Source organism: Streptomyces sp. NPDC008121 (assembly GCF_042957155.1).
Classification (GTDB): Bacteria; Actinomycetota; Actinomycetes; order Streptomycetales; family Streptomycetaceae; genus Streptomyces.
The window spans coordinates 46,407-67,546 of sequence record NZ_JBIBHT010000010.1; the positions used below are offsets into that span (position 1 = coordinate 46,407).

A 21,140-nucleotide genomic window follows, 5' to 3' on the forward strand; every position below is an offset into this window, starting at 1 on the left:
GGGTGCCGGGCGCGGGGGTGCCGGGCGTGGGGGTGCCGGGCGTGCTCACTTGGCGAATCCGAAGGACTCCGAGCCCTCGACCTTGGCCCGCAGCCGCTTGCCCTTCTCCGTCGCCTGGTCGTTCAGCTCCTGCTGGAAGTCCCGCATCCGGGCGAACAGCTCCGGGTCGTGCGCGGCGAGCATCCGGACCGCCAGCAGACCGGCGTTGCGCGCGCCGCCCACCGAGACCGTGGCCACCGGCACCCCGGCCGGCATCTGCACGATCGAGAGCAGGGAGTCCATGCCGTCGAGGTACTTCAGCGGGACCGGCACGCCGATGACGGGCAGCGGGGTGACGGAGGCGAGCATGCCCGGCAGGTGGGCGGCGCCGCCCGCGCCCGCGATGACCGCCTTCAGGCCGCGGCCGGCGGCCTGCTCGCCGTACGCGATCATCTCGCGCGGCATGCGGTGCGCGGAGACGACGTCGACCTCGTACGCGATCTCGAACTCGTCCAGGGCCTGCGCCGCGGCCTCCATGACGGGCCAGTCGGAGTCGGACCCCATGACGATGCCGACGACGGGGCTCTGGGGACGCTCGGGGCTCATTCGGTGATCGTTCCTCGCAGATAGCCGGCGGCGTGACGCGCGCGCTCCAGCACGTCGTCCAGGTCGTCGCCGTAGGTGTTGACGTGCCCCACCTTGCGGCCGGGCTTCACGTCCTTGCCGTACATATGGATCTTCAGCTGAGGGTCGCGGGCCATGCAGTGCAGATAGGCGTAGTACATGTCGGGGTAGTCCCCGCCCAGCACATTGCACATGACCGTCCAGGGGGCGCGCGGACGCGGATCGCCCAGCGGGAGGTCGAGGACGGCCCGGACGTGGTTGGCGAACTGCGAGGTGATCGCGCCGTCCTGGGTCCAGTGGCCGGAGTTGTGGGGGCGCATGGCCAGCTCGTTCACGAGGATCCGGCCGTCGGTGGTCTCGAACAGCTCGACGGCCAGATGGCCGACGACCCCCAGCTCCTTCGCGATCCGCAGCGCCAGCTCCTGCGCCTGCCCGGCCAGCTCGTCCGAGAGGTCGGGGGCAGGGGCGATCACCGTGTCGCAGACGCCGTCGACCTGGCGGGACTCGACGACGGGGTAGGCGACGGCCTGGCCGTGCGGGGACCGGACGATGTTCGCGGCCAGCTCGCGCGCGAAGTCGACCTTCTCCTCGGCGAGGACCGCGACGCCGGCGCGGAACGGGTCGTGGGCGTCGGCCTCCGTACGGACGAACCAGACGCCCTTGCCGTCGTAGCCGCCGCGCACGGTCTTGAGGATGATCGGGAAGCCGCCCACCTCGGCGGCGAAGGCCGCCGCGTCCGCCGGATCGGCGACGATCCGGTGGCGTGGGCTCGGCGCCCCGATCTCGTCGAGCCGGGCGCGCATCACCCCCTTGTCCTGGGCGTGCACCAACGCGTCGGGCCCCGGGCGGACGGGGATGCCGTCCGCCTCCAGGGCCCGCAGGTGTTCGGTCGGGACGTGTTCGTGATCGAAGGTGATCACGTCACAGCCACGCGCGAAGTCACGCAGCGTAGCCAGGTCGCGATAGTCGCCGATGACGACCTCGCTCACCACCTGGGCCGCCGAGTCCTGCGGGGTGTCACTGAGGAGCTTGAACCTGATGCCGAGGGGGATGCCCGCCTCGTGGGTCATACGGGCGAGCTGACCGCCACCGACCATGCCGACTACCGGGAACGTCACCCTCTTAGGGTATCCGCACGATCGGCGAAGCCTCCTCCCCCTGTGCTTTGGCACAGGGCCGCCCGCTTTTCGCGTGCTTTGCGATGTCCACGGGCGTGCCGCGGACGGGCTGGTTAGCATGGCCGGGTTGACATCATCCGACGGACGGGGCTGAGCATCACCATGAGTGAACGAAGCGCACTGCGCGTGCGGCTTGATCAGCTCACCCGTGAGTTCGCGAAGTTCGGCGCGGTCGGTGCTGTCGGGCTCCTGGTGGACCTCGGGGTGTTCAACCTCGTACGCCACCTCACCGACCTGCCGGTCGTGCGGGCCAGCATCATCGCCACCGTCGTCGCCATCGCCTTCAACTACGTCGGGTTCCGCTACTTCACCTACCGTGACCGCGACAAGAGCAGCCGGACGAAGGAGCTGTCGCTCTTCTTCCTCTTCAGCGTCATCGGTCTGGTGATCCAGAACGGCGTGCTGTACGCGGCGACGTACGGCTTCGGCTGGGACACCCCGCTGCAGAGCAACGTCTTCAAGTTCCTCGGGATCGGTGTCGCGACGCTGTTCCGCTTCTGGTCGTACCGGACGTGGGTGTTCCGTACGCTGCCGGCGCGGGAGGCCGTACAGACCGCCGAAGCGTTCCTCGAGCAGGCCCCGCGGCAGGCGGTCCGCAAGCAGCCCGACCGGGTCTGACCGGGGCCGGTGCGGCGCGGCCGGGGCTCTAGCGGACCGGGCGTTCCTGGTCCGTGTGGCTCTTGACCTCGCGGCTCAGGAAGAGCGCGAAGACCGGCGGCTGCTGCTGGAGCAGTTCGAGCCGCCCGCCGTCCGCCTCCGCGAGGTCGCGGGCGACGGCGAGGCCGATGCCGGTGGAGTTGCGGCCGCTGATGGTCCGCTCGAAGATCCGCGCGCCGAGGTCGGCGGGGACGCCCGGCCCCTCGTCGGTGACCTCGATCACGGCCTGGTTGCCGATGACGCGGGTGCGCAGGGCGACGGTGCCGCCGCCGTGCATGAGCGAGTTCTCGATCAGCGCGGCGAGGACCTGGGCCACCGCGCCGGGTGTGCCGACCGCTCGCATGCCCTGCTTGCCGGAGTGGACGATGGCCCGTCCGGCACCCCGGTAGGCGGTACGCCACTCCTCGATCTGCTGCTTGACGACCTCGTCGAGGTCGAAGGCGATCGCGGAGCCGGTCCGGGGGTCGCGCGAGTTGGTGAGGAGCCGCTGGACGACGTCGGTGAGCCGCTCGACCTGGGCGAGGGCGATCGTCGCCTCCTCCTTGACGGTGTCGAGGTCGTCGGCGACCGCGACCTCCTCCAGGCGCATGGACAGGGCGGTGAGGGGCGTCCGGAGCTGGTGGGAGGCGTCGGCGGCGAGCCGGCGCTCGGCGGTGAGCATCCGGGCGATCCGCTCGGCGGAGGCGTCCAGGACGTCGGCGACCCGGTCCAGCTCGGGCACTCCGTACCGCCGGTGGCGCGGTCGGGGGTCGCCCGAGCCGAGGCGCTCGGCGGTCTCGGCGAGGTCGGTGAGCGGGGACGCCAGCCTGTTGGCCTGCCGTACGGCGAGGAGTACGGCGGCCACGACGGCGAGCAGGGCCACGGCGCCGATGATCAGGAGGGTGCGGCCGACCTCGGCGGTGACGGTGGAGCGGGACTCCTCGACGGTGACGGTCTCGCCGCGCTCGCCTTCCGCCGTGGCACGGATGACGCTGCCCTGGGGGCGGGCGCCGATCTCGATGGGGTCGCGGCCGGGGATCTCGATGAGGGCGTACCGCTTGGCGCCGCTCTGCTCGGCGAGGATGTCGGGGTTGACGGGTTCCCCGCCGATGAGGCGGCTGTCGACGATCGCGACCAGGCGCAGGGCCTCGGAGTCCACGCTCTCCTGGGCGCTGCTGGAGATGGTGCGGGTCTCGACGATGACGAGGGACACCCCGAAGACGGCGATGACGACGAGCACCACGGCGAGCGTGGAACTGATGAGCCTGCGGCGCACGGGGCCCTCCGGGCGGGGGTACGGGGTCCTGCCGCCCCGAGCCTACGGCGCGGGGGCGGGCGGACACGGCGCGACGGGTCGGGCCGGTGGGGCGGGGGCGGGCATGCCCGGATCGGGGCCCGGGCCGGGCGGGTGACTGGGGCGGGCGACTGAGGCACGGCCGGTGGGGCCAGTGAGGCCCGGGGGGCTCGGTCGCGGCGAACCCCGTCGCCAGCTGCGGCCTAGCTCTTCTCGAAGCGGAAGCCGACGCCCCGGACGGTGGCGATGTAGCGGGGGTTGGCCGCGTCGTCGCCCAGCTTCTTGCGCAGCCAGGAGATGTGCATGTCGAGGGTCTTCGTCGAGGACCACCAGGTGGTGTCCCAGACCTCCCGCATCAGCTGATCGCGGGTCACGACCCGGCCCGCGTCCCGGACCAGGACCCGGAGCAGGTCGAACTCCTTGGCCGTGAGCTGGAGCTCCTCGTCGCCCATCCAGGCGCGGTGCGACTCGACGTCGATGCGCACGCCGTGGGTGGACGGGGCGACGACCGGCTCGGTGGCGCCGCGCCGGAGCAGGGCCCGGACGCGGGCGAGGAGTTCGGCGAGCCGGAAGGGCTTGGTGACGTAGTCGTCGGCGCCCGCGTCGAGCCCGACCACGGTGTCGACCTCGTCGGCGCGGGCGGTCAGGACCAGGATCGGGACCGTGTGGCCCTCGGCGCGCAGCCTCCGGGCGACCTCCAGGCCGTCCATGCCGGGCAGCCCGAGATCCAGCACCACGAGGTCGACGCCGCCCTGGAGTCCGGCGTCGAGGGCGGTGGGCCCGTCCTCCCGCACCTCGACCTCGTACCCCTCCCGCCGCAGGGCGCGGGCCAGCGGTTCCGAGATGGATGCGTCGTCCTCGGCGAGCAGTACACGGGTCATGGGGTGATGGTAGTCCGCACGGCCCCTGGCCAGGGGCATGATCCACAGGGTGACGGGCCGCCCTGGGCTTCAGAGCGGTTAACCTGCTGATGACCTTCGATCATGGTCATACGGTTCCCGATGGACCTGTGATCCATCTCTCAAGTCCTTCCATATCCGCCCCTGTCGTGCCGTATGGTGGCGAGGCGTCTGTTGCGGTAAACGGGGACCTTTGGCTGCTTCGCACACCAAGGGTCTCTTTTCTGCGCGAGGTGGGCCGTGCCGACCTCCAGGACAGCGAACGACCTGTGGGCCGGGTCCCGGAGCGCGATACCGCGCCCCGGGGCGTGGATCCCGGCGCGGTGCGACCGCCCCTCGCCGGTGCCGGCCTCCCCCACCGGGCGCACCACGCTCACAAGGCGCGCGTCCCGACAGAGCAAGGATCGACATGGCGTCCAGCCTGACGACGACTTCGTCCGGAACCCCTGGTTCCGAGAAGACGTTCCTCGGCCACCCCCGCGGCCTGGCCACCCTCTTCTTCACCGAGATGTGGGAGCGCTTCTCCTACTACGGCATGAGGGCCCTCCTCGTCCTGTACCTGGTCTCCGGAGGCGCGGACGCCGCGACCGGCAGCCAGGGCGGCGGACTCGCGATGACGGCGGCCACGGCGACGGCGATCTACTCCGTCTACGTCTCGATGGTCTACCTGATGGCCATGCCGGGCGGCTGGTTCGGTGACCGCGTCTGGGGCGCCCGGAAGACCGTCACGATCGCCGGTTTCGTCATCATGGCCGGTCACGCCTCGCTGGCCCTTCCCGGCCAGGCGATGTTCTTCGTCGGTCTGGCGCTCGTCGCCGCCGGCTCGGGTCTGCTGAAGGCCAACATCTCGACGATGGTGGGCCACCTCTACGACGGCCCGGACGACCCGCGCCGTGACGGTGGCTTCACGCTCTTCTACATCGGCATCAACCTCGGCGCGTTCATCGCGCCCTTCGTCGTCGGCACCGTCGGCGAGACGGTCAACTGGCACCTCGGCTTCCTCCTCGCGGCCCTCGGCATGGGCATCGGCCTCGCCTGCTTCCTGGCCTTCACCAAGAGCCTGAGCCCGACGAGCAGCGTCGTCCCGAACCCGCTCTCGGCCGAGGAGCGCAAGCGCATCCTGGTCAAGGTCTCGCTCGTCGTCGTGCTGACCGCCGTCTTCTACGGCGCGGTCGTGGCCCTGGACCTGTTCACCCTGAACTGGGCCCTGGTCCCGCTCACCCTCGCCGGCCTGATCATCCCGGTCACCGTCCTCGCCCGCATCAAGCGCGACAAGGACCTCGACAAGACCGAGCAGTCGAAGATGAACGGCTACATCTGGTTCTTCGTGGCCGCCGCCATCTTCTGGATGATCTACGACCAGGGCGGCTCCACGCTGTCGCTGTTCGCCGACGACAAGACCGGCACCCTCTTCGGCTTCGACCCGTCGGCGACCTGGTACCAGGCGCTCAACCCCATGTTCGTCATGGCGCTGGCGCCGGTCTTCGCCTGGCTGTGGCTGTGGCTGGCCCGCAAGAACCAGGAGCCGAACACCATCGTGAAGTTCTCGATGGGTCTGGTGCTGGTCGGCGCGTCCTTCTTCGTCTTCATCGTCCCGATGGGCATGGCGGGCGAGAGCGGCCTCGTCTCCCCGATGTGGCTCGTCTCGATCTACATGATCCAGACCATCGGTGAGCTGTGCCTCTCCCCCGTCGGCCTCTCCGTCACCACGAAGATGGCGCCGAGGAAGTACGCCTCCCAGATGATGGGCGTCTGGTTCCTCGCCGTCACCGCCGGTGACTGCACCACGGGTCTGCTCTCGCTGGCCGGTGTGGACCTCAACGGCACGGGGATCATCGCCCTGCAGGCGGCTCTCGCCGTCGGCGCCGGCTTCGCGGTCTTCATGTACCGCAAGAAGGTCCAGGCCCTGATGGGCGGCGTCCACTGACGCGTCCGTTCCCGGACCGCCGTACGCACGGAGGGCCGCCGCACCGATCGGTGCGGCGGCCCTCCGCCGTTTCCGTGGCGCAAGTGGCCGTTTCCGTGGCGCACGCGGCCGGTTTCGTGGCGCACGTGCCGGGGTCAGCGCCTGAGCCGCGCCCACGGGGTGAAGGTGAACACCGCGCCGCCGAGGAGGATCACCGTGCCCGCCACCAGGGCGAGGGCCCGCAGGGCGCCCTCGTCCTCGGCGCCGGTGTCGGCGAGGCCGCCGCCGGAGCCTGCCGAGCCGCCCGTGCCGCCGCCCGCGCCGGCGTCACCGCCGCTGCCGCCCGAGGCGCCGCCGGCCTGCTTGGTGGTGTCGAGCTCCAGGGACGCCTGGACGCTCCCCTTGACCTGGCACGGGATCACGATCGGCGAGCCGCCGAGCGAGACGTGGATCGTCAGGGTGCCAGGGCTGAGCGTGGCCTTGCCCGTGGCGCCGGGTGTGTACGTGCCCTTCATGTCCGGCAGGTCGACCGGCTTGCCCTGCTCCAGCGGGGCGGAGTTCGCCGGACCCTGGACGTTCACCGTGCCGCTGTCCGCGCCGCCGATCCTGATCGCCATCGACGGCTTCAGCGCGCCGGCGGGGAGCGGGGCGGGGCTGTCCATGACGCCCTTGGCGGTCTTGACGGTGAGGTCGTAGGCCCCGCCGTTCTTCTTTGCGTTGACGGTCACCTTGGAGGTGATGTTCGCCGGGCCGGGCGACTGGCAGGCGAACTGGACCGCCACCTCCTTGCCGGGGAAGTCGGTCTGGCCGCCTCCACCACCGGAGCCGCCGGAGGCCGTGGACCCGCCGGACGTCGTGGAGCCGCCCGACGTCGTGGAGCCGCCGGACGCGGTCGTACCGCCGGAGACCGTGGACCCGCCCGACGTCGTCGTACCACCGGACGTGGTCGTACCACCGGACGTGGTCGTACCGCCCGTCGTCGAGCCGCCGCCCGCCGACACCTTGATCGTCGCGCCGACCCCGACCGCCGCCTTCGGCGCACACTTCGTGTCCGTCGACAGCGGCTTCGAGACGTTGATCGTGTACTTGTCCGGCGTCAGCGTGATCTCGCCCGCCTTCTCCAGCTTCAGCTTGCCCTTCATGTCCGGCAGCACCATGGGGCTGTTCTTCGGGATCGGCGGGTTCTGCCGCGGTCCCTCCAAGGTCAGCGTGCCGCTCGCCGCGCCGCCCACCTTCACGACCCCGGACGGCTTGACGGTGTCCTTGCCCAGGTCGAGGACGTCGGGGTTCTTGGACGCGGCCGCGACCGTCTTCCAGACGATCTCCACCTCGTCGCCGACCTTGGCCTCCGCCGGCGCGGTGATCTGCACCTTCGTGGTGCCCTGCACCGGTGGCAGGCCGGAGATCGCCGGTGGAATGCACTCGGTCGGGTAGGCGACCTCGGCTGCCTGGGCAGGGGCGGCGGTCAGCAGGATCCCCGCGCCGCCGAGCATCAGCGCGACTTCGGCCGCGCTCATCCTCCGTTGCGTGCTCACGAATGTCCCTTCGTCGTCGGGCTGTTCTCTGACGGTGCGGAGTCCGGGGTGAACCACGGCAGGACCGTGGTCGTGTCGTCCCTCCCGGGGACGGGTCCGGCGGGGGCACGGCCGGCGTCGGCCGCCGTACGGGCCGGAGTGCGGCGGGCCGGAGGCCGGCGTACGGGTGTGGTGCGGGCGCGGCGGTGCCCCGCGCCGGGCCCGGGCCGCACCCGGTCCACCACCGCCATGCCGATACGGAAGAGCGCGGCCGGGACGACCACGGCGAGGAGCAGCCAGAACAGCGTCACGCCCCACGGCCGGCCCACGCCCCACGGCTGTTCGACCAGGACCTTCCCGGCGTACTTCACCGAGACCTGGTAGTCGCCGTGCGCGCCCGCCGAGAGTTCGACGGGCAGCCGGACGAGGGCTTTCCTGCCGGGTTCGACGGTGCCGCGCCACTGCCGTTCCTCGTACGTCGGCGAGAAGACGCCGTGGCTCGTGCCGACCTGGAAGACCGGGTCCTTGACGGCGGACCGGCCGAGGTTGCCGACGGTGAAGACGATCTCGCGGGCGGGCGGGGCGCCGAACCAGACGAGGACGCCGCTGGAGCCGTCCAGGCGCGCGGAGGCGAGGACGGCGAGCCTGCCGTCGCCGGAGGCCTCGGGCAGCGGGGCGGTCGGGTGCCCGGCGACGGTGAAGGCCACGTCCACGGCGTCCTGCGCGCCGGTGACCCCGGCGACGTGGACGACGCACGGGCAGGGGACGGGCGGTTCGGCGACCGGGACCTTCCGGCTGAAGCCGCCCTTGGCGTCGACGGTGGCCGCCCTGCCGACCGTGTTGGCGCAGGAGTTGGTACCGCCGATCACCCCCTTGCCGGGCTCGGCCTGGCCGCAGATCAGCAGCATCAGCAGGGCTCCGGGCTTCCATTTCGCCCCGCTTACGGTGATCTCGCCGCCCTTGCCGCCCTCGGCACGGGACAAGGAGACCGTGGGCCCGGGCGCGGCGGCCTGGCGGGGCGCGGCGGGCACGGCGACCTGGCGGAACACGGCGGGCGCGGCGACCTGGCGGGGCGCGGCGGACAGTTCGCCGGCGGCGGCCTCGGCGGCGGGCAGGAAGGGGAGCAGGGGCAGCGCCGCGGCCAGGAGGGCGCAGAGCAGCACGACACGGGCCCACCCGGGCGCCCGACCGCCCGGCACCCGGGCCCGGCCCCGCGGCACGGCTCGGGGCCGCTGGGCAGCCGCCCCGGCCTCGCCGCGTTCCACGGCACTGGGCCGTGCGGTCGCCCCGCCGGGCCGGCGGCCGCCTCGTCCCGTCGCGCGAAGGCCCGTCACCGTCACGGTCATCGTCTCTCCCCTGCCGTCGCCTCGGCCAACTGGCGTTCCACCGACCGCCCTTCGGGCTCGGGTCCGGCCGGTGGGGCCCGCCGGCGGCCTCCCCTGCGCGCCCACGCCGTCGTCGCGGCCACCGCCGCCGCGCCCGCGAAGAGCGCGCCCGCGACCACGGCGGCGGGCGGGACGAGGACCGCCTCGGCCCGGGCGGTCACCGGCGGGGCTCCGGACGCGGTGGCGCGCAGGTCGACGGTGACCGAGTCGAGCGCGGGCGGGTCGGGCCAGGGTTCGCTGCGGGCGAGCCGTTCCCCGGGGCGCAGGGAGACCGGCAGGGCCCGGGAGGGCCGGTCGAGGACGGTGCCGAGGATGCCGTGGGCGCGTACGGACAGGTGGGGTTCGAGGACGGTGCTGCCCCGGTTGACCAGCGTGTAGTGGAGGGTGCCGGCGTCGTCGAGCCGTACGTCCTCGACGGTGAACGCGGCCAGCCGCGGCCCGCTGACCCGCAGGTGGACCGGCACCCGGGCCTGCCGGCCGGCGGCGTCGGCGGCGAGGACCGCGCCCCGGTGGTCGCCGGGTGCGGTCCTCGGCGTGACGGTCATGGCGAAGGGCACGTCCGCCCGGGTCCGCGCCGGGACGGTCACCGACCGGGCGGCGAAGGAGACGGAGGCGGCGCCCTCGCCGCTGAGGCGTACCGTGACCGGCGCCGTGCCGGGGTTGGTCAGGGACAGGGTGTCCCGCAGGACGCTCCCGGCCTCGCCCTCCAGGTAGACGTAGGGCCGCTGTTCGGCCGGCGCCGCCGTCCAGCCGGGCGGGGGCGCGGCCGCCACGGCGCCCAGCAGCGCGGCGACGGCGGCCCCCGCCCTCCACGACCGGCCGGCCCAGGCGCCCCGCATCAGCGCGCCGTGCGCCGCGTGAGCCAGAGGACCCCGACCGCGCCGGTCAGCAGGACGGTGCCGCCGAGGGTGCCGAGCGCGGTCGCGGAGTCGAGCGGGCCGGTCCTGGGCAGTTCGCCGCCGCCCGAGGGCGGGGTCTCCTCGGAGCCTCCGCCGGACGCTCCACCGCCACCGCCGGGCGCGGTGACCGCCAGCTCCAGGGAGGGCCGGGGGTTGTTCTTCGGCGTGCAGACGGCGGCGTCCATGCCGAGGGCGTGGACGGTGAGCGTGCCGGCCGTGAAGGTGACCTTGCCGCTCTTCGTCGGCGTGTACGTCCCCGTCAACTGCCCGATCTTGATGGGGGTGTCGGGCGGGATCGCCTCGGTGTTGGGCGTGCCCTTGACCTTCACCGTACCGCTGCCGGCGCCCCCGACCTTGAGCTCGGCGCGCGGGGTCATGACCCCCTTGGGGAGTTCGACGGGGCTGTCGGAGACGCCCTTCTCGAACGACATGGTGAGCGTGTAGGAGCCGCCGTTCTTGACGGCCTTGATGTCGACGGGCGAGACGGCGCCCTTGGGGCCGATCTTCGTCTCGCAGGCGTAGTCGACGTCGACGACGGCGGCCTGGGCCGCGGGGGCGGAGGCCAGCACCACCGAGCCCGCCGCCGCCACTACCAGCGCGAAAGCTGTTCTCCTCCGGTACGGCACCTCAAGCACCCCTCACCGCAAAGTTACTGACGGCTTATCAGATTGGGCGTCAAGGTACGCCTGGGGCGTTGAGGAGGGAAGACACAGGGAAGGGTGAAGTGGCGGCGGGCGCGCGTGCCCGCCGCACGGAGACCTTCAGGGACGCCCGCGGGACGGCCGGGGGCCGTACTGGCGGGCGCGGAGCTACGCGGGAGCGGCCAGTTCCGCCCAGACCGTCTTGCCGGGGGCGCCCGGTGTGCGCTCGATTCCCCAGTCCAGGCAGAGCCGCTGCACGATGAACATGCCGTGTCCGCCCGGCCGCCCGGCGCGGTGCGGGGTGCGCGGTGCGGGCTGGCCGGCGCCGCGGTCGTCGACCTCCAGGCGCAGCACCTTGGCGCGGCGCCGTACGCGGAGCTCCTCGGCGCCGTCGGCGTGCAGGCAGGCGTTGGTGACCAGCTCGGAGACGACGAGGAGGACGTCCTCGGCGGCGGCCCTGGCCTCGGCGGTGGCGGCCGGGAGCCAGCCCCAGTCGTAGAGGGCCGACCTGGTGAAGTCGCGTGCGAGGGGGACGGTGCCGCTGGCGGAGCCGAGGGGGAGCGTCCGCACGTCCAGGTCGACGCCGGAAGGCGCCCCGGAGGCCGCACCCGTCACAGCGTCCACCGTCGTGCCGTCCGCCGTACCGCTCGTCGCCCCGCCGGGCGTGCCGTCCGGCAGGGCGCTCTGCGCGTGGCCCGCCGTACCGCTCACGGCGTGACCCGCCGTACCGTCCGCGTCGCTGCCCGCCGTGCCACCCGTCACACCGTCCGTCATCACGTCCGCACCCAGGGTCATGCCGTCGGCGCGGGCGGAGACGGCGTCGGCCACGGGGGTCACGCCACCGGAGGCGGCGGCGCCCGTTTCGGCACCCGCGACGGAGCCCGCGGGCTCCCCGACCTCCCTGCCACCGGCAGCAGTGTCCATCAGCGCTTCACCTCACCGATTCAACCGATTCACCAGACAACGCACGAACCTGGGCTCTTCTGCCCGGCCGTTTCCCGACAACACACGAATCAGTCGGGGAGGGCCGCCGCGAGGGAGTCGTGCACGGTGAAGACGACGTCCGCACCGGTGATCTCGAAGACCCGCGCCACCACGGGCCGCATCCCGGTGAGATGGACCCCTCCCCCCGCGGCGTCCGCCTTGAGCCGCGCCCCGAGGAGCACGTTCAGACCGGTGGAGTCGCAGAAGTCGAGCCGTGAGCAGTCGACGACGAGCCGTGAGCGGCCGGCGTCGAGCGCTTCGTCGAGTGGTGTACGCAACAGGTCGGCGGTGTGGTGATCGAGCTCACCCACCGGAGTGAGGATCTCGCTCGCTCCCACGGTGCGGACCTCGACCCGCAGCCGTACGGGCTGCGCGCTGCCGACGTTCTGGCGGTCCATGCCCGTGCCTCTTCTCGCTCTCGCGGATGCCGGTTGACGTGCGTCGAACCATACAAGGTCCGCGCCGTTGATGGCAGTCGGTCTCTCCCATATAACGCCACAAAAGGGACAATTGACACTTGCAACGATCCCCTTCGAGCAGGTAGGCCTAGTAAAGAACATCCGACACGGCCGGCTTTGGAGGCGCCGCAAACCGCAGCGAAAGAACGATGGAGGAGACCATGTCACCCCGGCTCGACGCCACGCGTACCCCCGACGCGCCGTCGGCAATCACTCCGCCCCCCACCCACGATCTCGAGCTCGGCCTCGACCCCGGCCTCGCGCTCCCCGAGATCCCGCCCTACGACCGGATCGAAGCTCTGGACGCACGGGCGCTCTCGAAGACGCTCTTCGCCCGCCTCGAGCACCTCGAGGAGGGCACGCACGAGTACGCGTACGTCCGCAACACGCTCGTCGAGCTCAACCTCGCCCTGGTGAAGTTCGCCGCCTCACGGTTCCGCTCCCGCAGTGAGCCGATGGAGGACATCATCCAGGTGGGCACGATCGGCCTGATCAAGGCCATCGACCGTTTCGAACTCTCCCGGGGCGTCGAGTTCCCCACCTTCGCGATGCCGACCATCATCGGCGAGATCAAGCGCTTCTTCCGCGACACCTCGTGGTCCGTGCGCGTTCCGCGAAGGCTCCAGGAGCTCCGCCTCGACCTCGCCAAGGCGGGCGACGAGCTGTCCCAGCGGCTCGACCGCACGCCGACCGTGAGCGAACTCGCCGCCGAGCTCGACCTGAGCCGCGAAGAGGTCGTCGAGGGCATGACCGCGAGCAACGCGTACACCGCGAGCTCGCTGGACGCCCAGCCCGACGACGACGACGGCGAAGGCGCGCTCGCGGACCGGATCGGCTACGAGGACCACGGCATCGAGGGCATCGAGTACATCGAGTCCCTCAAGCCGATGATCGCCTCGCTGCCGCCCCGCGAGCGGCGCATCCTCTCGCTCCGCTTCGTGGCGGGACTGACCCAGTCGGAGATCGGCGAGGAGCTCGGCATCTCCCAGATGCACGTCTCCCGGCTGCTCTCCCGCACGCTGGGCAGGCTGCGCAAGGGACTGACGCTGGAGGAGTGACGCCCGGCGTCGACCGAAGGCACGCGGGAAGGGCCCGTCCCAACGGACGGGCCCTTCCGCCGTGTTCACCCACACCTCACCCTGCTCACCTGCCCCACCGGCCCCCGGTCATGCGCGCCGTCGGCGGCCGGGGAGGCGCCGGCTCAGTGAACGCGGGTGCCGTGGTGCCAGACCGCGGTGGTGAGGGGGACTCCGGGGCGGTAGGCCAGGTGGACGTGGGACGGGGCGTCCAGGAGGGCGAGGTCCGCGGAGGCGCCCGGGGAGAGGCGGCCGACGTCCGTGCGGCGCAGGGCGGCCGCGCCGCCCGCCGTGGCCGACCAGAGCGCCTCGTCCGGGGTCATGCCCATGTCGCGGACCGCCAGCGCGATGCAGAACGGGACCGACGAGGTGAAGGACGAACCGGGGTTGCAGTCCGTGGACAGGGCCACCGTCACCCCCGCGTCCAGCAGGCGGCGGGCGTCCGGCCACGCGGCGCGGGTGGAGAACTCGGCGCCCGGCAGCAGCGTCGCGACCGTGGCGCCCGAGGCCAGGGCGTCGACGTCCGCGTCCGTGAGGTGCGTGCAGTGGTCCGCGCTCGCCGCGTCCAGCTCCACGGCGAGCTGGACGCCGGGGCCGTACGAGAGCTGGTTGGCGTGCACCCGCGGGTGCAGGCCCTTCGCCCGGCCGGCCGTCAGGACGGCCCGCGCCTGGTCCCCGTCGAAGGCGCCCTTCTCGCAGAAGACGTCGATCCAGCGGGCGTACGGAGCGCAGGCGTCCAGCATCGGGCCGGTGACGAGGTCGACGTACCCCGCGGGGTCGTCGGCGTAGTCCGGGGAGACGATGTGGGCGCCGAGGTAGGTGACCTCGTCGGTGTGGGCGGCGGCGATCCGCAGGGCGCGGGCCTCGTCCTCGACGGTGAGGCCGTACCCCGACTTGGTCTCGAAGGTCGTGGTGCCCTGTGCGAGCGCCTCGCGGAGGTAGCGGGCCACGTTCGCCGACAGCGCCTCGTCGGAGGCCGCACGCGTCGCCGCGACCGTCGTGCGGATGCCGCCGGCGGCGTACGGCTGCCCGGACATCCGGGCGTTGAACTCGGCGGTGCGGTCGCCCGCGAAGACCAGGTGCGAGTGGGAGTCCACGAAGCCGGGGATCACCGCCCGGCCGCCCGCGTCGACCCGGTTGTCAGTGGCGGGTGCTTTTCTTGATTCACCGACCCAGACGACCCGGTCGCCGTCGATGACGACGGCCGCGTCCTGGATCAGTCCGAGAGGGGTTCCGTCACCGAGGGAGGGGTCGTTGGTGACCAGGCTGGCGATGTTGACGATGGCGGTGGCCGCCGTCGCCACGGGGCTGTTCGTGCTCGTCGGCGCGGAGGTCGCCGCGGTGCTGTTCGTCGCCGCAGGGCCCGTGTTCATGATGAGAGGTGTCTCCTTCAGCCGCGCAGGGCGGCGATCGAGTCCGCGAGGGCCCGGGGCACGTCCGGTACGGACCGGTGGACCCCGTCCTGTACGACAGGGCGTCCGCGGACGACCGTGTGACGGACGTCCGCGGCCGACGCTGCGAATACCGCCGTCTCGGCTGCCAGACGCGGCACCGGTCCCGCTGTCCTGACGGAGTCCAGGGCGATCGTCGTGAAGTCGGCGAGCGCGCCCGCCTCCAGGCGGCCCGCCTCGTCCCAGCCGAGGGCCGCGTGGCCGTCGGTGGTCGCCGCCCGCAGCAGCGCCGCCGCCGTCCAGTGGCCGCGGGTCCGGGACCGGAGCCGCTCGTCGAGCTCCATGGCCCGCGCCTCCTCCAGGAGGTCGATGACCGCGTGGCTGTCGCTGCCCAGCGACAGCGGCGAGCCCGCCCGCTGGAGGGCGACCGCCGGGCCGATGCCGTCCGCGAGGTCGCGTTCGGTCGTGGGGCACATGCAGGTGCCGGTCGCGGACGAGCCGATCAGGTCGATGTCGTCGTCCGTCAGGTGGGTGTTGTGGACGCCGGTGGTCCGCGGGCCGAGCACGCCGTGGTCGGCCAGGAGCCGGGTCGGGGTGCGGCCGTGGGCGGCGAGGCAGGCCTCGTTCTCGGCCGTCTGCTCCGACAGGTGCACGTGGAGCGGTGCCTCCCGCTCCCGGGCCCAGGCCGCGACCGTCGACAGCTGGTCCGCGGGGACCGCCCGCACGGAGTGGATCGCCGCGCCGATCCGTACGCCGTCGCCCTCCTTCAGCCGCGAGACCCGCTCGGCCCAGGCATCCGCCGTCCCGTCGGAGAAGCGGAGCTGGTGCCGGTCCGGGGCGGCGCCGAAGCCGGAGGAGAGGTAGGCGGTGTCGAGGAGCGTGATCCGGACGCCCGCGTCGGCCGCCGCCTGGACGAGCGCCTCGCCCATCGCGTTGGGGTCGGCGTACGGCGTGCCGCCGGGCGCGTGGTGGAGGTAGTGGAACTCGCCGACGGCGGTGATGCCGGCCAGCGCCATCTCGGCGTACACGGCCCGGGCGAGCGCGTGGTAGGTCTCCGGGGTCAGCCGGGAGGCGACCTGGTACATCACCTCGCGCCACGTCCAGAAGGTGCCGGAGCCGACCTGGACGGTTCCGCGCAGGGCGCGGTGGAAGGCGTGCGAGTGGGCGTTGGCGAGGCCGGGGACGGTCAGGCCGCGCAGGACGACGGCGCCGGGCGGCGGGGCGGTGACGCCCGTGCGGACGGCGGTGACGCGGCCGTCGGCGACCTCCAGGGCGACCCCGGGCTCGACGTAGGTGTCGAGCCAGGCGTGCTCCAGCCAGTACGTCCTCGCGCCGGTCCCGGCCGCCGGCCGCGCCTCGGCCATGGGCCGTACGTCGGCCGGAGGCTGTCCGTCGGCCGTCGTCCTCGCGTCCGTCGTCGGCTGCCCCGCGCCCGTCCCTACCTGCACGCCAGTCCTTCCAGTACGTCGGCGAGTGCCCGGATCCCCGCCACGCAGTCGTCCTCGGCCGCGAACTCGGCCGGGGAGTGCGAGACGCCGGTGGGGTTCCGTACGAACAGCATGGCGGTCGGGACCGCTTCGGAGAGGATTCCGGCGTCGTGTCCCGCGCCCGTGCCGAGGACGGGGGTCTTCTCGCCGAGGATCCCGGCCAGCTCGTCCCGGAGCGTATGGGCGAACTCCACGACCGGGGTGAAGGACTCCCGGACGACGGTGAGGTCGATGCCGTGGCGGGTGGCGTAGTCGCGCGCGGCGCTCTCGATGCCGGCGGTGACGGTGTCCAGGGACCCCTGGTCGGCGGCGCGGGCGTCGAGCCAGCCGCGGACGAGGGACGGGATCGCGTTGACGCCGTTCGGCTCGACGGCGATCTTGCCGAAGGTGGCGACGGCGCCCGCGAGTTCGGCCTCGCGGCGGGCGGCGAGGACGGTCTCGGCGTAGGTGAGCATCGGGTCGCGGCGGTCGACGAGGCGGGTGGTGCCGGCGTGGTTGGCCTCGCCCGCGAAGTCGTACCGCCAGCGGCCGTGCGGCCAGATCGCGGAGGCGAGGCCGACGGCGTCGCCGGACAGGTCGAGGGCGCGGCCCTGCTCCACGTGGAGTTCGACGAAGGCGCCGATCCGGGCGAGGCGCTCGGGGTCGGGGCCGATCGTGCCGGGGTCGTGGCCGGCGGCCTCCATGGCCTGCGGGAGGGTGATCCCGTCGGCGTCGCGGAGTTCGTACGCCTGCTCCTTGGTCAGCCGGCCGGCGGCGAGGCGGGAGCCGACGCAGGCCAGGCCGAAGCGGGCGCCTTCCTCGTCGCCGAAGTTGACGATGGCGAGGGGCCGGGTGAACCGGACCTTGCGGGAGCGGAGTTCGTCGAGGGCGGCGAAGGAGGAGACGACGCCGAGGGGGCCGTCGAAGGCGCCGCCGTCGGGGACGGAGTCGAGGTGGGAGCCGGTGACGACGGCGTCGCCCGCGGCGGGGTCGCCGAGCCAGGCCCACTGGTTGCCGTTCCGGTCGACCTCGTAGTCCAGGCGGCGGGCCTCGGCCTGCATCCGGAACCAGAGCCGGCAGTCGGCGTCGGCACCGGTCCAGGCGTAGCGGCGGTAGCCGCCGGAGGCGGCGCTGCGGCCGATGGGCCGCAGCGACCGCCACATGGCGTGGAAGGAGTCGCTCACGCGGAGCCTTCCTCGCGCATGGGCACGCGGACGCCCTTGTCGTCCGCGACGGACTCGGCGATGTCGTAGCCCGCGTCGACGTGGCGGATGACGCCCATGCCTGGGTCGTTCGTCAGGACGCGGCGGATCTTCTCGCCGGCGAGCTTCGTGCCGTCCGCGACGGAGACCTGGCCGGCGTGGATGGAGCGGCCCATGCCGACGCCGCCGCCGTGGTGGAGGGAGACCCAGGAGGCGCCGGAGGCGACGTTGACCATGGCGTTGAGGAGCGGCCAGTCGGCGATGGCGTCGGAGCCGTCGAGCATCGCCTCGGTCTCGCGGTACGGGGAGGCCACCGAGCCGCAGTCGAGGTGGTCGCGGCCGATGGCGAGCGGGGCGGCCAGCTCGCCGCTCGCGACCATGTCGTTGAAGCGCTCGCCGGCCTTGTCGCGCTCGCCGTAGCCGAGCCAGCAGATGCGGGCGGGCAGGCCCTGGAAGTGGACCCGCTCGCCGGCCATCTTGATCCAGCGGTGGAGGGACTCGTTCTCCGGGAACAGTTCCAGCATCGCCTTGTCGGTCTTGGCGATGTCCGAGGCCTCTCCCGAGAGCGCCGCCCAGCGGAAGGGGCCCTTGCCCTCGCAGAAGAGGGGGCGGATGTAGGCGGGGACGAAGCCGGGGAAGGCGAAGGCGCGGTCGTATCCGGCCAGCTGGGCCTCGCCGCGGATGGAGTTGCCGTAGTCGAAGACCTCGGCGCCGGCGTCCATGAAGCCGACCATGGCCTCGACGTGCCGCGCCATCGACTCGCGGGCCCGGGTCGTGAAGCCCGCCGGGTCCTTGGCGGCGTACGCGGCCATGTCGTCGAAGGCGACGCCGACCGGGAGGTAGGAGAGCGGGTCGTGGGCCGAGGTCTGGTCGGTGACGATGTCGATCGGGGCGCCCTCGGCGAGCATCCGCGGCAGCAGCTCGGCCGCGTTGCCGAGGAGGCCGATGGAGAGCGGGCGGCGGGCGTCGCGGGCCTCGGTGGCGAGGGAGAGGGCGTGGGCGAGGCTGTCGGCCTTCACGTCGAGGTAGCGGTGCTCGATGCGGCGCTCGATGGCGCGCGGGTCGACGTCGACGCAGATCGCGACGCCGTCGTTCATCGTCACGGCGAGCGGCTGCGCGCCGCCCATGCCGCCGAGGCCGGCGGTCAGCGTGATGGTGCCGGCGAGGGTGCCGCCGAACTTCTTGGCCGCGACGGCGGCGAAGGTCTCGTAGGTGCCCTGCAGGATGCCCTGCGTACCGATGTAGATCCACGAACCGGCCGTCATCTGGCCGTACATGGTGAGGCCCAGCTGCTCCAGGCGCCGGAACTCCTCCCAGTTCGCCCAGTCGCCGACCAGGTTGGAGTTGGCGATGAGGACGCGGGGGGCCCACTCGTGCGTCTGCATGACGCCGACGGGGCGGCCGGACTGGACGAGCATCGTCTCGTCCTGCTTCAGCGTCCGCAGGGTGCGGACCATCGCGTCGAAGGAGCGCCAGTCACGGGCGGCCTTGCCGGTGCCGCCGTAGACCACGAGCTTGTCGGGGTGTTCGGCGACCTCGGGGTCGAGGTTGTTCTGCAGCATGCGGAGGGCAGCTTCCTGCTGCCATCCCAGGGCGCTCAGCTCCGTACCGCGCGGGGCCCGAACGGGGCGGGGTCCTGACATGGGGCAGCCTCCTCCGATGTGAATCAGTTATTCACATCCTGGACTGCTGAATATCTGTAGTCAACAGCTGCGTCGGCCGGCGTCCCGGTGGTGGGATGGGGGCATGGCTCCCCACCGTCGCGATCAGGCCGTCCGTGCCGCCGTCGAACAAGGCCTCCTCTCCCCCTCCCGGCCCGTCGTCGCCCTCCTCGACACCGCAGGCGTCCGCGCCTCCGCCGCCGCCCTCGTCGCCGCCTTCGCCGCCGTCACCGACGCCCCCGTCCTGCACGCCTTCGCCGTGAAGGCCGCCCCGCTCGTCCCGGTGCTGCGCCTGCTGCACGCGGCGGGGCTCGGCGCCGAGGTCGCCAGCCCCGGCGAGCTGGCCCTGGCCCGCGCGGCCGGCGTCCCCCCGGCTCGTACCGTCCTCGACTCCCCCGCCAAGACCCCCGCCGAGCTGCGCCAGGCCCTCGCCCTGGGCCTCGCCGTCAACGCCGACAACCTCCAGGAGCTGGCCCGGATCGACGCGCTCGTCGCCTCCGCGCCGACCGCGAGCCCCATCGGCCTGCGGGTGAACCCGCAGATCGGCGCCGGTTCGATCGGCGCCCTGTCCACCGCGACCGCCACCTCCAAGTTCGGGGTCGCGCTGCGCGACGAGGGCGCGCGCGAGGCCGTCGTCCAGGCCTACCTCGACCGGCCCTGGATGAGCCGGCTGCACACCCACACCGGCTCCCAGGGCATCCCGCTCGCCCTGATGGCCGAAGGAGCCGCCGCCGCGTACGCGCTCGCCGAGGAGATCAACGCCAAGGCCGGGCGGCGGCAGATCGACACCTTGGACATCGGCGGCGGGCTCCCGGTGAACTTCGCCTCCGACGAGGAGACCCCCACCTACGCGGAGTACGCCCGGCTGCTCGCCGACACCGCCCCCGGCCTCCTCGACGGGCGCTACGCCCTGGTGACCGAATTCGGCCGGTCCCTGCTGGCCAAGCACGGCACGATCCTGGCCCGCGTCGAGTACACCAAGACCTCCGGCGGGCGGCCCATCGCCGTCACCCACGCCGGGGTCCAGGTCGCCACCCGCACCGTCTACGCCCCGGAGTCCTGGCCGCTGCGCGTCCTCGCGTACGACGCCGACGGCCGGCCCCGCACCGGCCCCGGCATCGCGCAGGACGTCGTCCAGGACGTGGCCGGGCCCGCCTGCTTCGCGGGCGACATGCTCGCCACCGGCCGCGCGCTGCCGCTGCTGCGGCCGGGGGACCTCGTCGCCGTCCCGGACACCGGCGCGTACTACTTCGCCCACCACTACGCGTACAACAGCCTGCCCCGGCCCGGCATCCACGGCTTCACCGTCGACGACGGGGGCGCCGTCTCCTTCGCGACCGTCCGCGAGCCGCAGACGCTCGACGAGATCGTCGCCGAATCCGGCGGGGACCGGCCCGACGCCCTGCTGCCGTAGCAACGGGAGCGGGTGCCGGGGCCCGGTGGTTCCATGGAGCCATGGCTACCAAGAGCGTCGTCGTCGAACGCCGGATCCAGGCGTCCCCCGGCCCGGTCTGGGAGACGCTGACGGACCTCCCGGGCATGGAGCGGGTCCTCAAGGGCGTCGACCGGGTCGAGGTGCTGACCGAGGGCGCCTTCGGCGTCGGGACCCGCTGGCGGGAGACCCGCACGATGTTCGGCAAGCAGGCCACGGAGGAGATGACCGTGACCGAGAGCGTCCCGCCCGACCGGTACGTCACCGTCGCCGACTCGCACGGCATGCACTACGTCTCGGAGATCGCGCTCCTGCCGGCCGGCACCGGGGCCACGACGGTACGGATGACGTTCTCGGCCACCCCCGCCGCCGGCCGCTCGATGGGCCTGCTCACCCGGCTCCTCAGCGGCCTCGGCGCCAAGGCGGTGAGCCGGGCCCTCGCCAAGGACCTCGACGACATCGCCGCCTCGCTGGAGCGCCGCGCCTGAGCCCGTACGGCGGGCGGCGGGCATCAG

Annotated in this window: 19 protein-coding genes; 5 read left to right on the forward strand and 14 right to left on the reverse strand. The window is 72.9% G+C overall.

Going from position 1 to position 21,140, the window contains the following annotated elements; genetic code table 11:
* Positions 1-45 precede the first annotated feature (45 nt).
* Positions 46-585 (reverse strand): 5-(carboxyamino)imidazole ribonucleotide mutase, encoded by a 540-nt coding sequence (purE, locus tag ACFZBD_RS29590; protein ID WP_391145463.1) that lies wholly within the window; start codon positions 583-585, stop codon positions 46-48.
* Positions 582-1,721, reverse strand: coding sequence for a 5-(carboxyamino)imidazole ribonucleotide synthase (locus tag ACFZBD_RS29595; protein WP_391145465.1), 1,140 nt, complete (start codon positions 1,719-1,721; stop codon positions 582-584). The genes purE and ACFZBD_RS29595 overlap by 4 nt, the downstream gene beginning before the upstream one ends.
* Before the next feature lie 162 nt (positions 1,722-1,883).
* Here ACFZBD_RS29595 and ACFZBD_RS29600 point away from each other — a divergent pair, with 162 nt between their 5' ends.
* The gene (locus ACFZBD_RS29600) at positions 1,884-2,399 is read left to right on the forward strand and encodes a GtrA family protein (RefSeq protein ID WP_391145467.1); all 516 of its coding nucleotides are present in this window, start codon (positions 1,884-1,886) and stop codon (positions 2,397-2,399) included.
* Positions 2,400-2,427: 28 nt separating this feature from the next.
* Here the strand turns inward: ACFZBD_RS29600 and ACFZBD_RS29605 are convergent, their stop codons facing one another.
* Together ACFZBD_RS29605 and ACFZBD_RS29610 are read right to left on the reverse strand one after the other, a co-directional pair.
* A complete protein-coding gene (locus tag ACFZBD_RS29605) occupies positions 2,428-3,693 on the reverse strand; it encodes an ATP-binding protein (RefSeq protein ID WP_391145469.1) in 1,266 nt (421 codons plus the stop codon).
* A 221-nt stretch (positions 3,694-3,914) separates the two neighbouring features.
* On the reverse strand, positions 3,915-4,592 hold the full coding sequence (locus ACFZBD_RS29610; protein WP_391145472.1) for a response regulator: 678 nt from the start codon (positions 4,590-4,592) through the stop codon (positions 3,915-3,917).
* A 427-nt stretch (positions 4,593-5,019) separates the two neighbouring features.
* On the opposite strand from ACFZBD_RS29610, the gene ACFZBD_RS29615 reads away from it, so the two are divergent.
* On the forward strand, positions 5,020-6,537 hold the full coding sequence (locus ACFZBD_RS29615; protein WP_391145473.1) for an oligopeptide:H+ symporter: 1,518 nt from the start codon (positions 5,020-5,022) through the stop codon (positions 6,535-6,537).
* 134 nt (positions 6,538-6,671) lie between these two features.
* On the opposite strand, the gene ACFZBD_RS29620 is transcribed toward ACFZBD_RS29615, so the two are convergent.
* The 6 genes from ACFZBD_RS29620 to ACFZBD_RS29645 form a co-directional block, all read right to left on the reverse strand.
* On the reverse strand, positions 6,672-8,033 hold the full coding sequence (locus ACFZBD_RS29620) for a hypothetical protein (RefSeq protein WP_391145476.1): 1,362 nt from the start codon (positions 8,031-8,033) through the stop codon (positions 6,672-6,674).
* A gap of 14 nt (positions 8,034-8,047) precedes the next feature.
* Complete coding sequence (locus tag ACFZBD_RS29625) at positions 8,048-9,193, reverse strand: hypothetical protein (protein ID WP_391145479.1); 1,146 nt, start codon at positions 9,191-9,193, stop codon at positions 8,048-8,050.
* 179 nt (positions 9,194-9,372) lie between these two features.
* The gene (locus ACFZBD_RS29630; protein WP_391145480.1) at positions 9,373-10,254 is read right to left on the reverse strand and encodes a hypothetical protein; all 882 of its coding nucleotides are present in this window, start codon (positions 10,252-10,254) and stop codon (positions 9,373-9,375) included.
* Positions 10,254-10,940, reverse strand: a complete 687-nt coding sequence (locus tag ACFZBD_RS29635; protein ID WP_391145482.1) for a peptidase — start codon at positions 10,938-10,940, stop codon at positions 10,254-10,256. The genes ACFZBD_RS29630 and ACFZBD_RS29635 overlap by 1 nt, the downstream gene beginning before the upstream one ends.
* Positions 10,941-11,123: 183 nt before the next feature.
* Positions 11,124-11,666 (reverse strand): ATP-binding protein, encoded by a 543-nt coding sequence (locus ACFZBD_RS29640; protein ID WP_391146120.1) that lies wholly within the window; start codon positions 11,664-11,666, stop codon positions 11,124-11,126.
* 302 nt (positions 11,667-11,968) lie between these two features.
* Entirely contained in the window at positions 11,969-12,337 is a 369-nt protein-coding gene (locus ACFZBD_RS29645) for an anti-sigma factor antagonist (protein ID WP_391145485.1), read from the reverse strand.
* Positions 12,338-12,558: 221 nt separating this feature from the next.
* Between ACFZBD_RS29645 and ACFZBD_RS29650 the strand changes: the two genes are divergently transcribed.
* Entirely contained in the window at positions 12,559-13,455 is an 897-nt protein-coding gene (locus ACFZBD_RS29650) for a SigB/SigF/SigG family RNA polymerase sigma factor (RefSeq protein WP_391145488.1), read from the forward strand.
* Positions 13,456-13,598: 143 nt separating this feature from the next.
* Here the strand turns inward: ACFZBD_RS29650 and hutI are convergent, their stop codons facing one another.
* The 4 genes from hutI to hutU all read right to left on the reverse strand — a co-directional run bounded on the left by hutI (position 13,599) and on the right by hutU (position 19,175).
* A complete protein-coding gene (gene hutI / locus ACFZBD_RS29655) occupies positions 13,599-14,846 on the reverse strand; it encodes an imidazolonepropionase (RefSeq protein WP_391145491.1) in 1,248 nt (415 codons plus the stop codon).
* A 17-nt stretch (positions 14,847-14,863) separates the two neighbouring features.
* Positions 14,864-16,228: a formimidoylglutamate deiminase gene (locus ACFZBD_RS29660; RefSeq protein WP_391146123.1), complete on the reverse strand. Its 1,365-nt coding sequence runs from the start codon at positions 16,226-16,228 to the stop codon at positions 14,864-14,866.
* A 74-nt stretch (positions 16,229-16,302) separates the two neighbouring features.
* Positions 16,303-17,493 carry an allantoate amidohydrolase gene (locus tag ACFZBD_RS29665; protein WP_391146125.1) on the reverse strand — a complete coding sequence of 397 codons (1,191 nt, stop codon included), beginning with the start codon at positions 17,491-17,493 and terminating at the stop codon, positions 16,303-16,305.
* Positions 17,494-17,510: 17 nt separating this feature from the next.
* Positions 17,511-19,175, reverse strand: a complete 1,665-nt coding sequence (hutU, locus tag ACFZBD_RS29670; protein ID WP_391145492.1) for a urocanate hydratase — start codon at positions 19,173-19,175, stop codon at positions 17,511-17,513.
* Positions 19,176-19,278: 103 nt separating this feature from the next.
* Here hutU and ACFZBD_RS29675 point away from each other — a divergent pair, with 103 nt between their 5' ends.
* Positions 19,279-20,607: a diaminopimelate decarboxylase gene (locus tag ACFZBD_RS29675; RefSeq protein ID WP_391145494.1), complete on the forward strand. Its 1,329-nt coding sequence runs from the start codon at positions 19,279-19,281 to the stop codon at positions 20,605-20,607.
* Between the two features lie 41 nt (positions 20,608-20,648).
* Positions 20,649-21,113, forward strand: a complete 465-nt coding sequence (locus ACFZBD_RS29680; RefSeq protein WP_391145497.1) for an SRPBCC family protein — start codon at positions 20,649-20,651, stop codon at positions 21,111-21,113.
* The last annotated feature ends 27 nt before the right edge of the window (positions 21,114-21,140 follow it).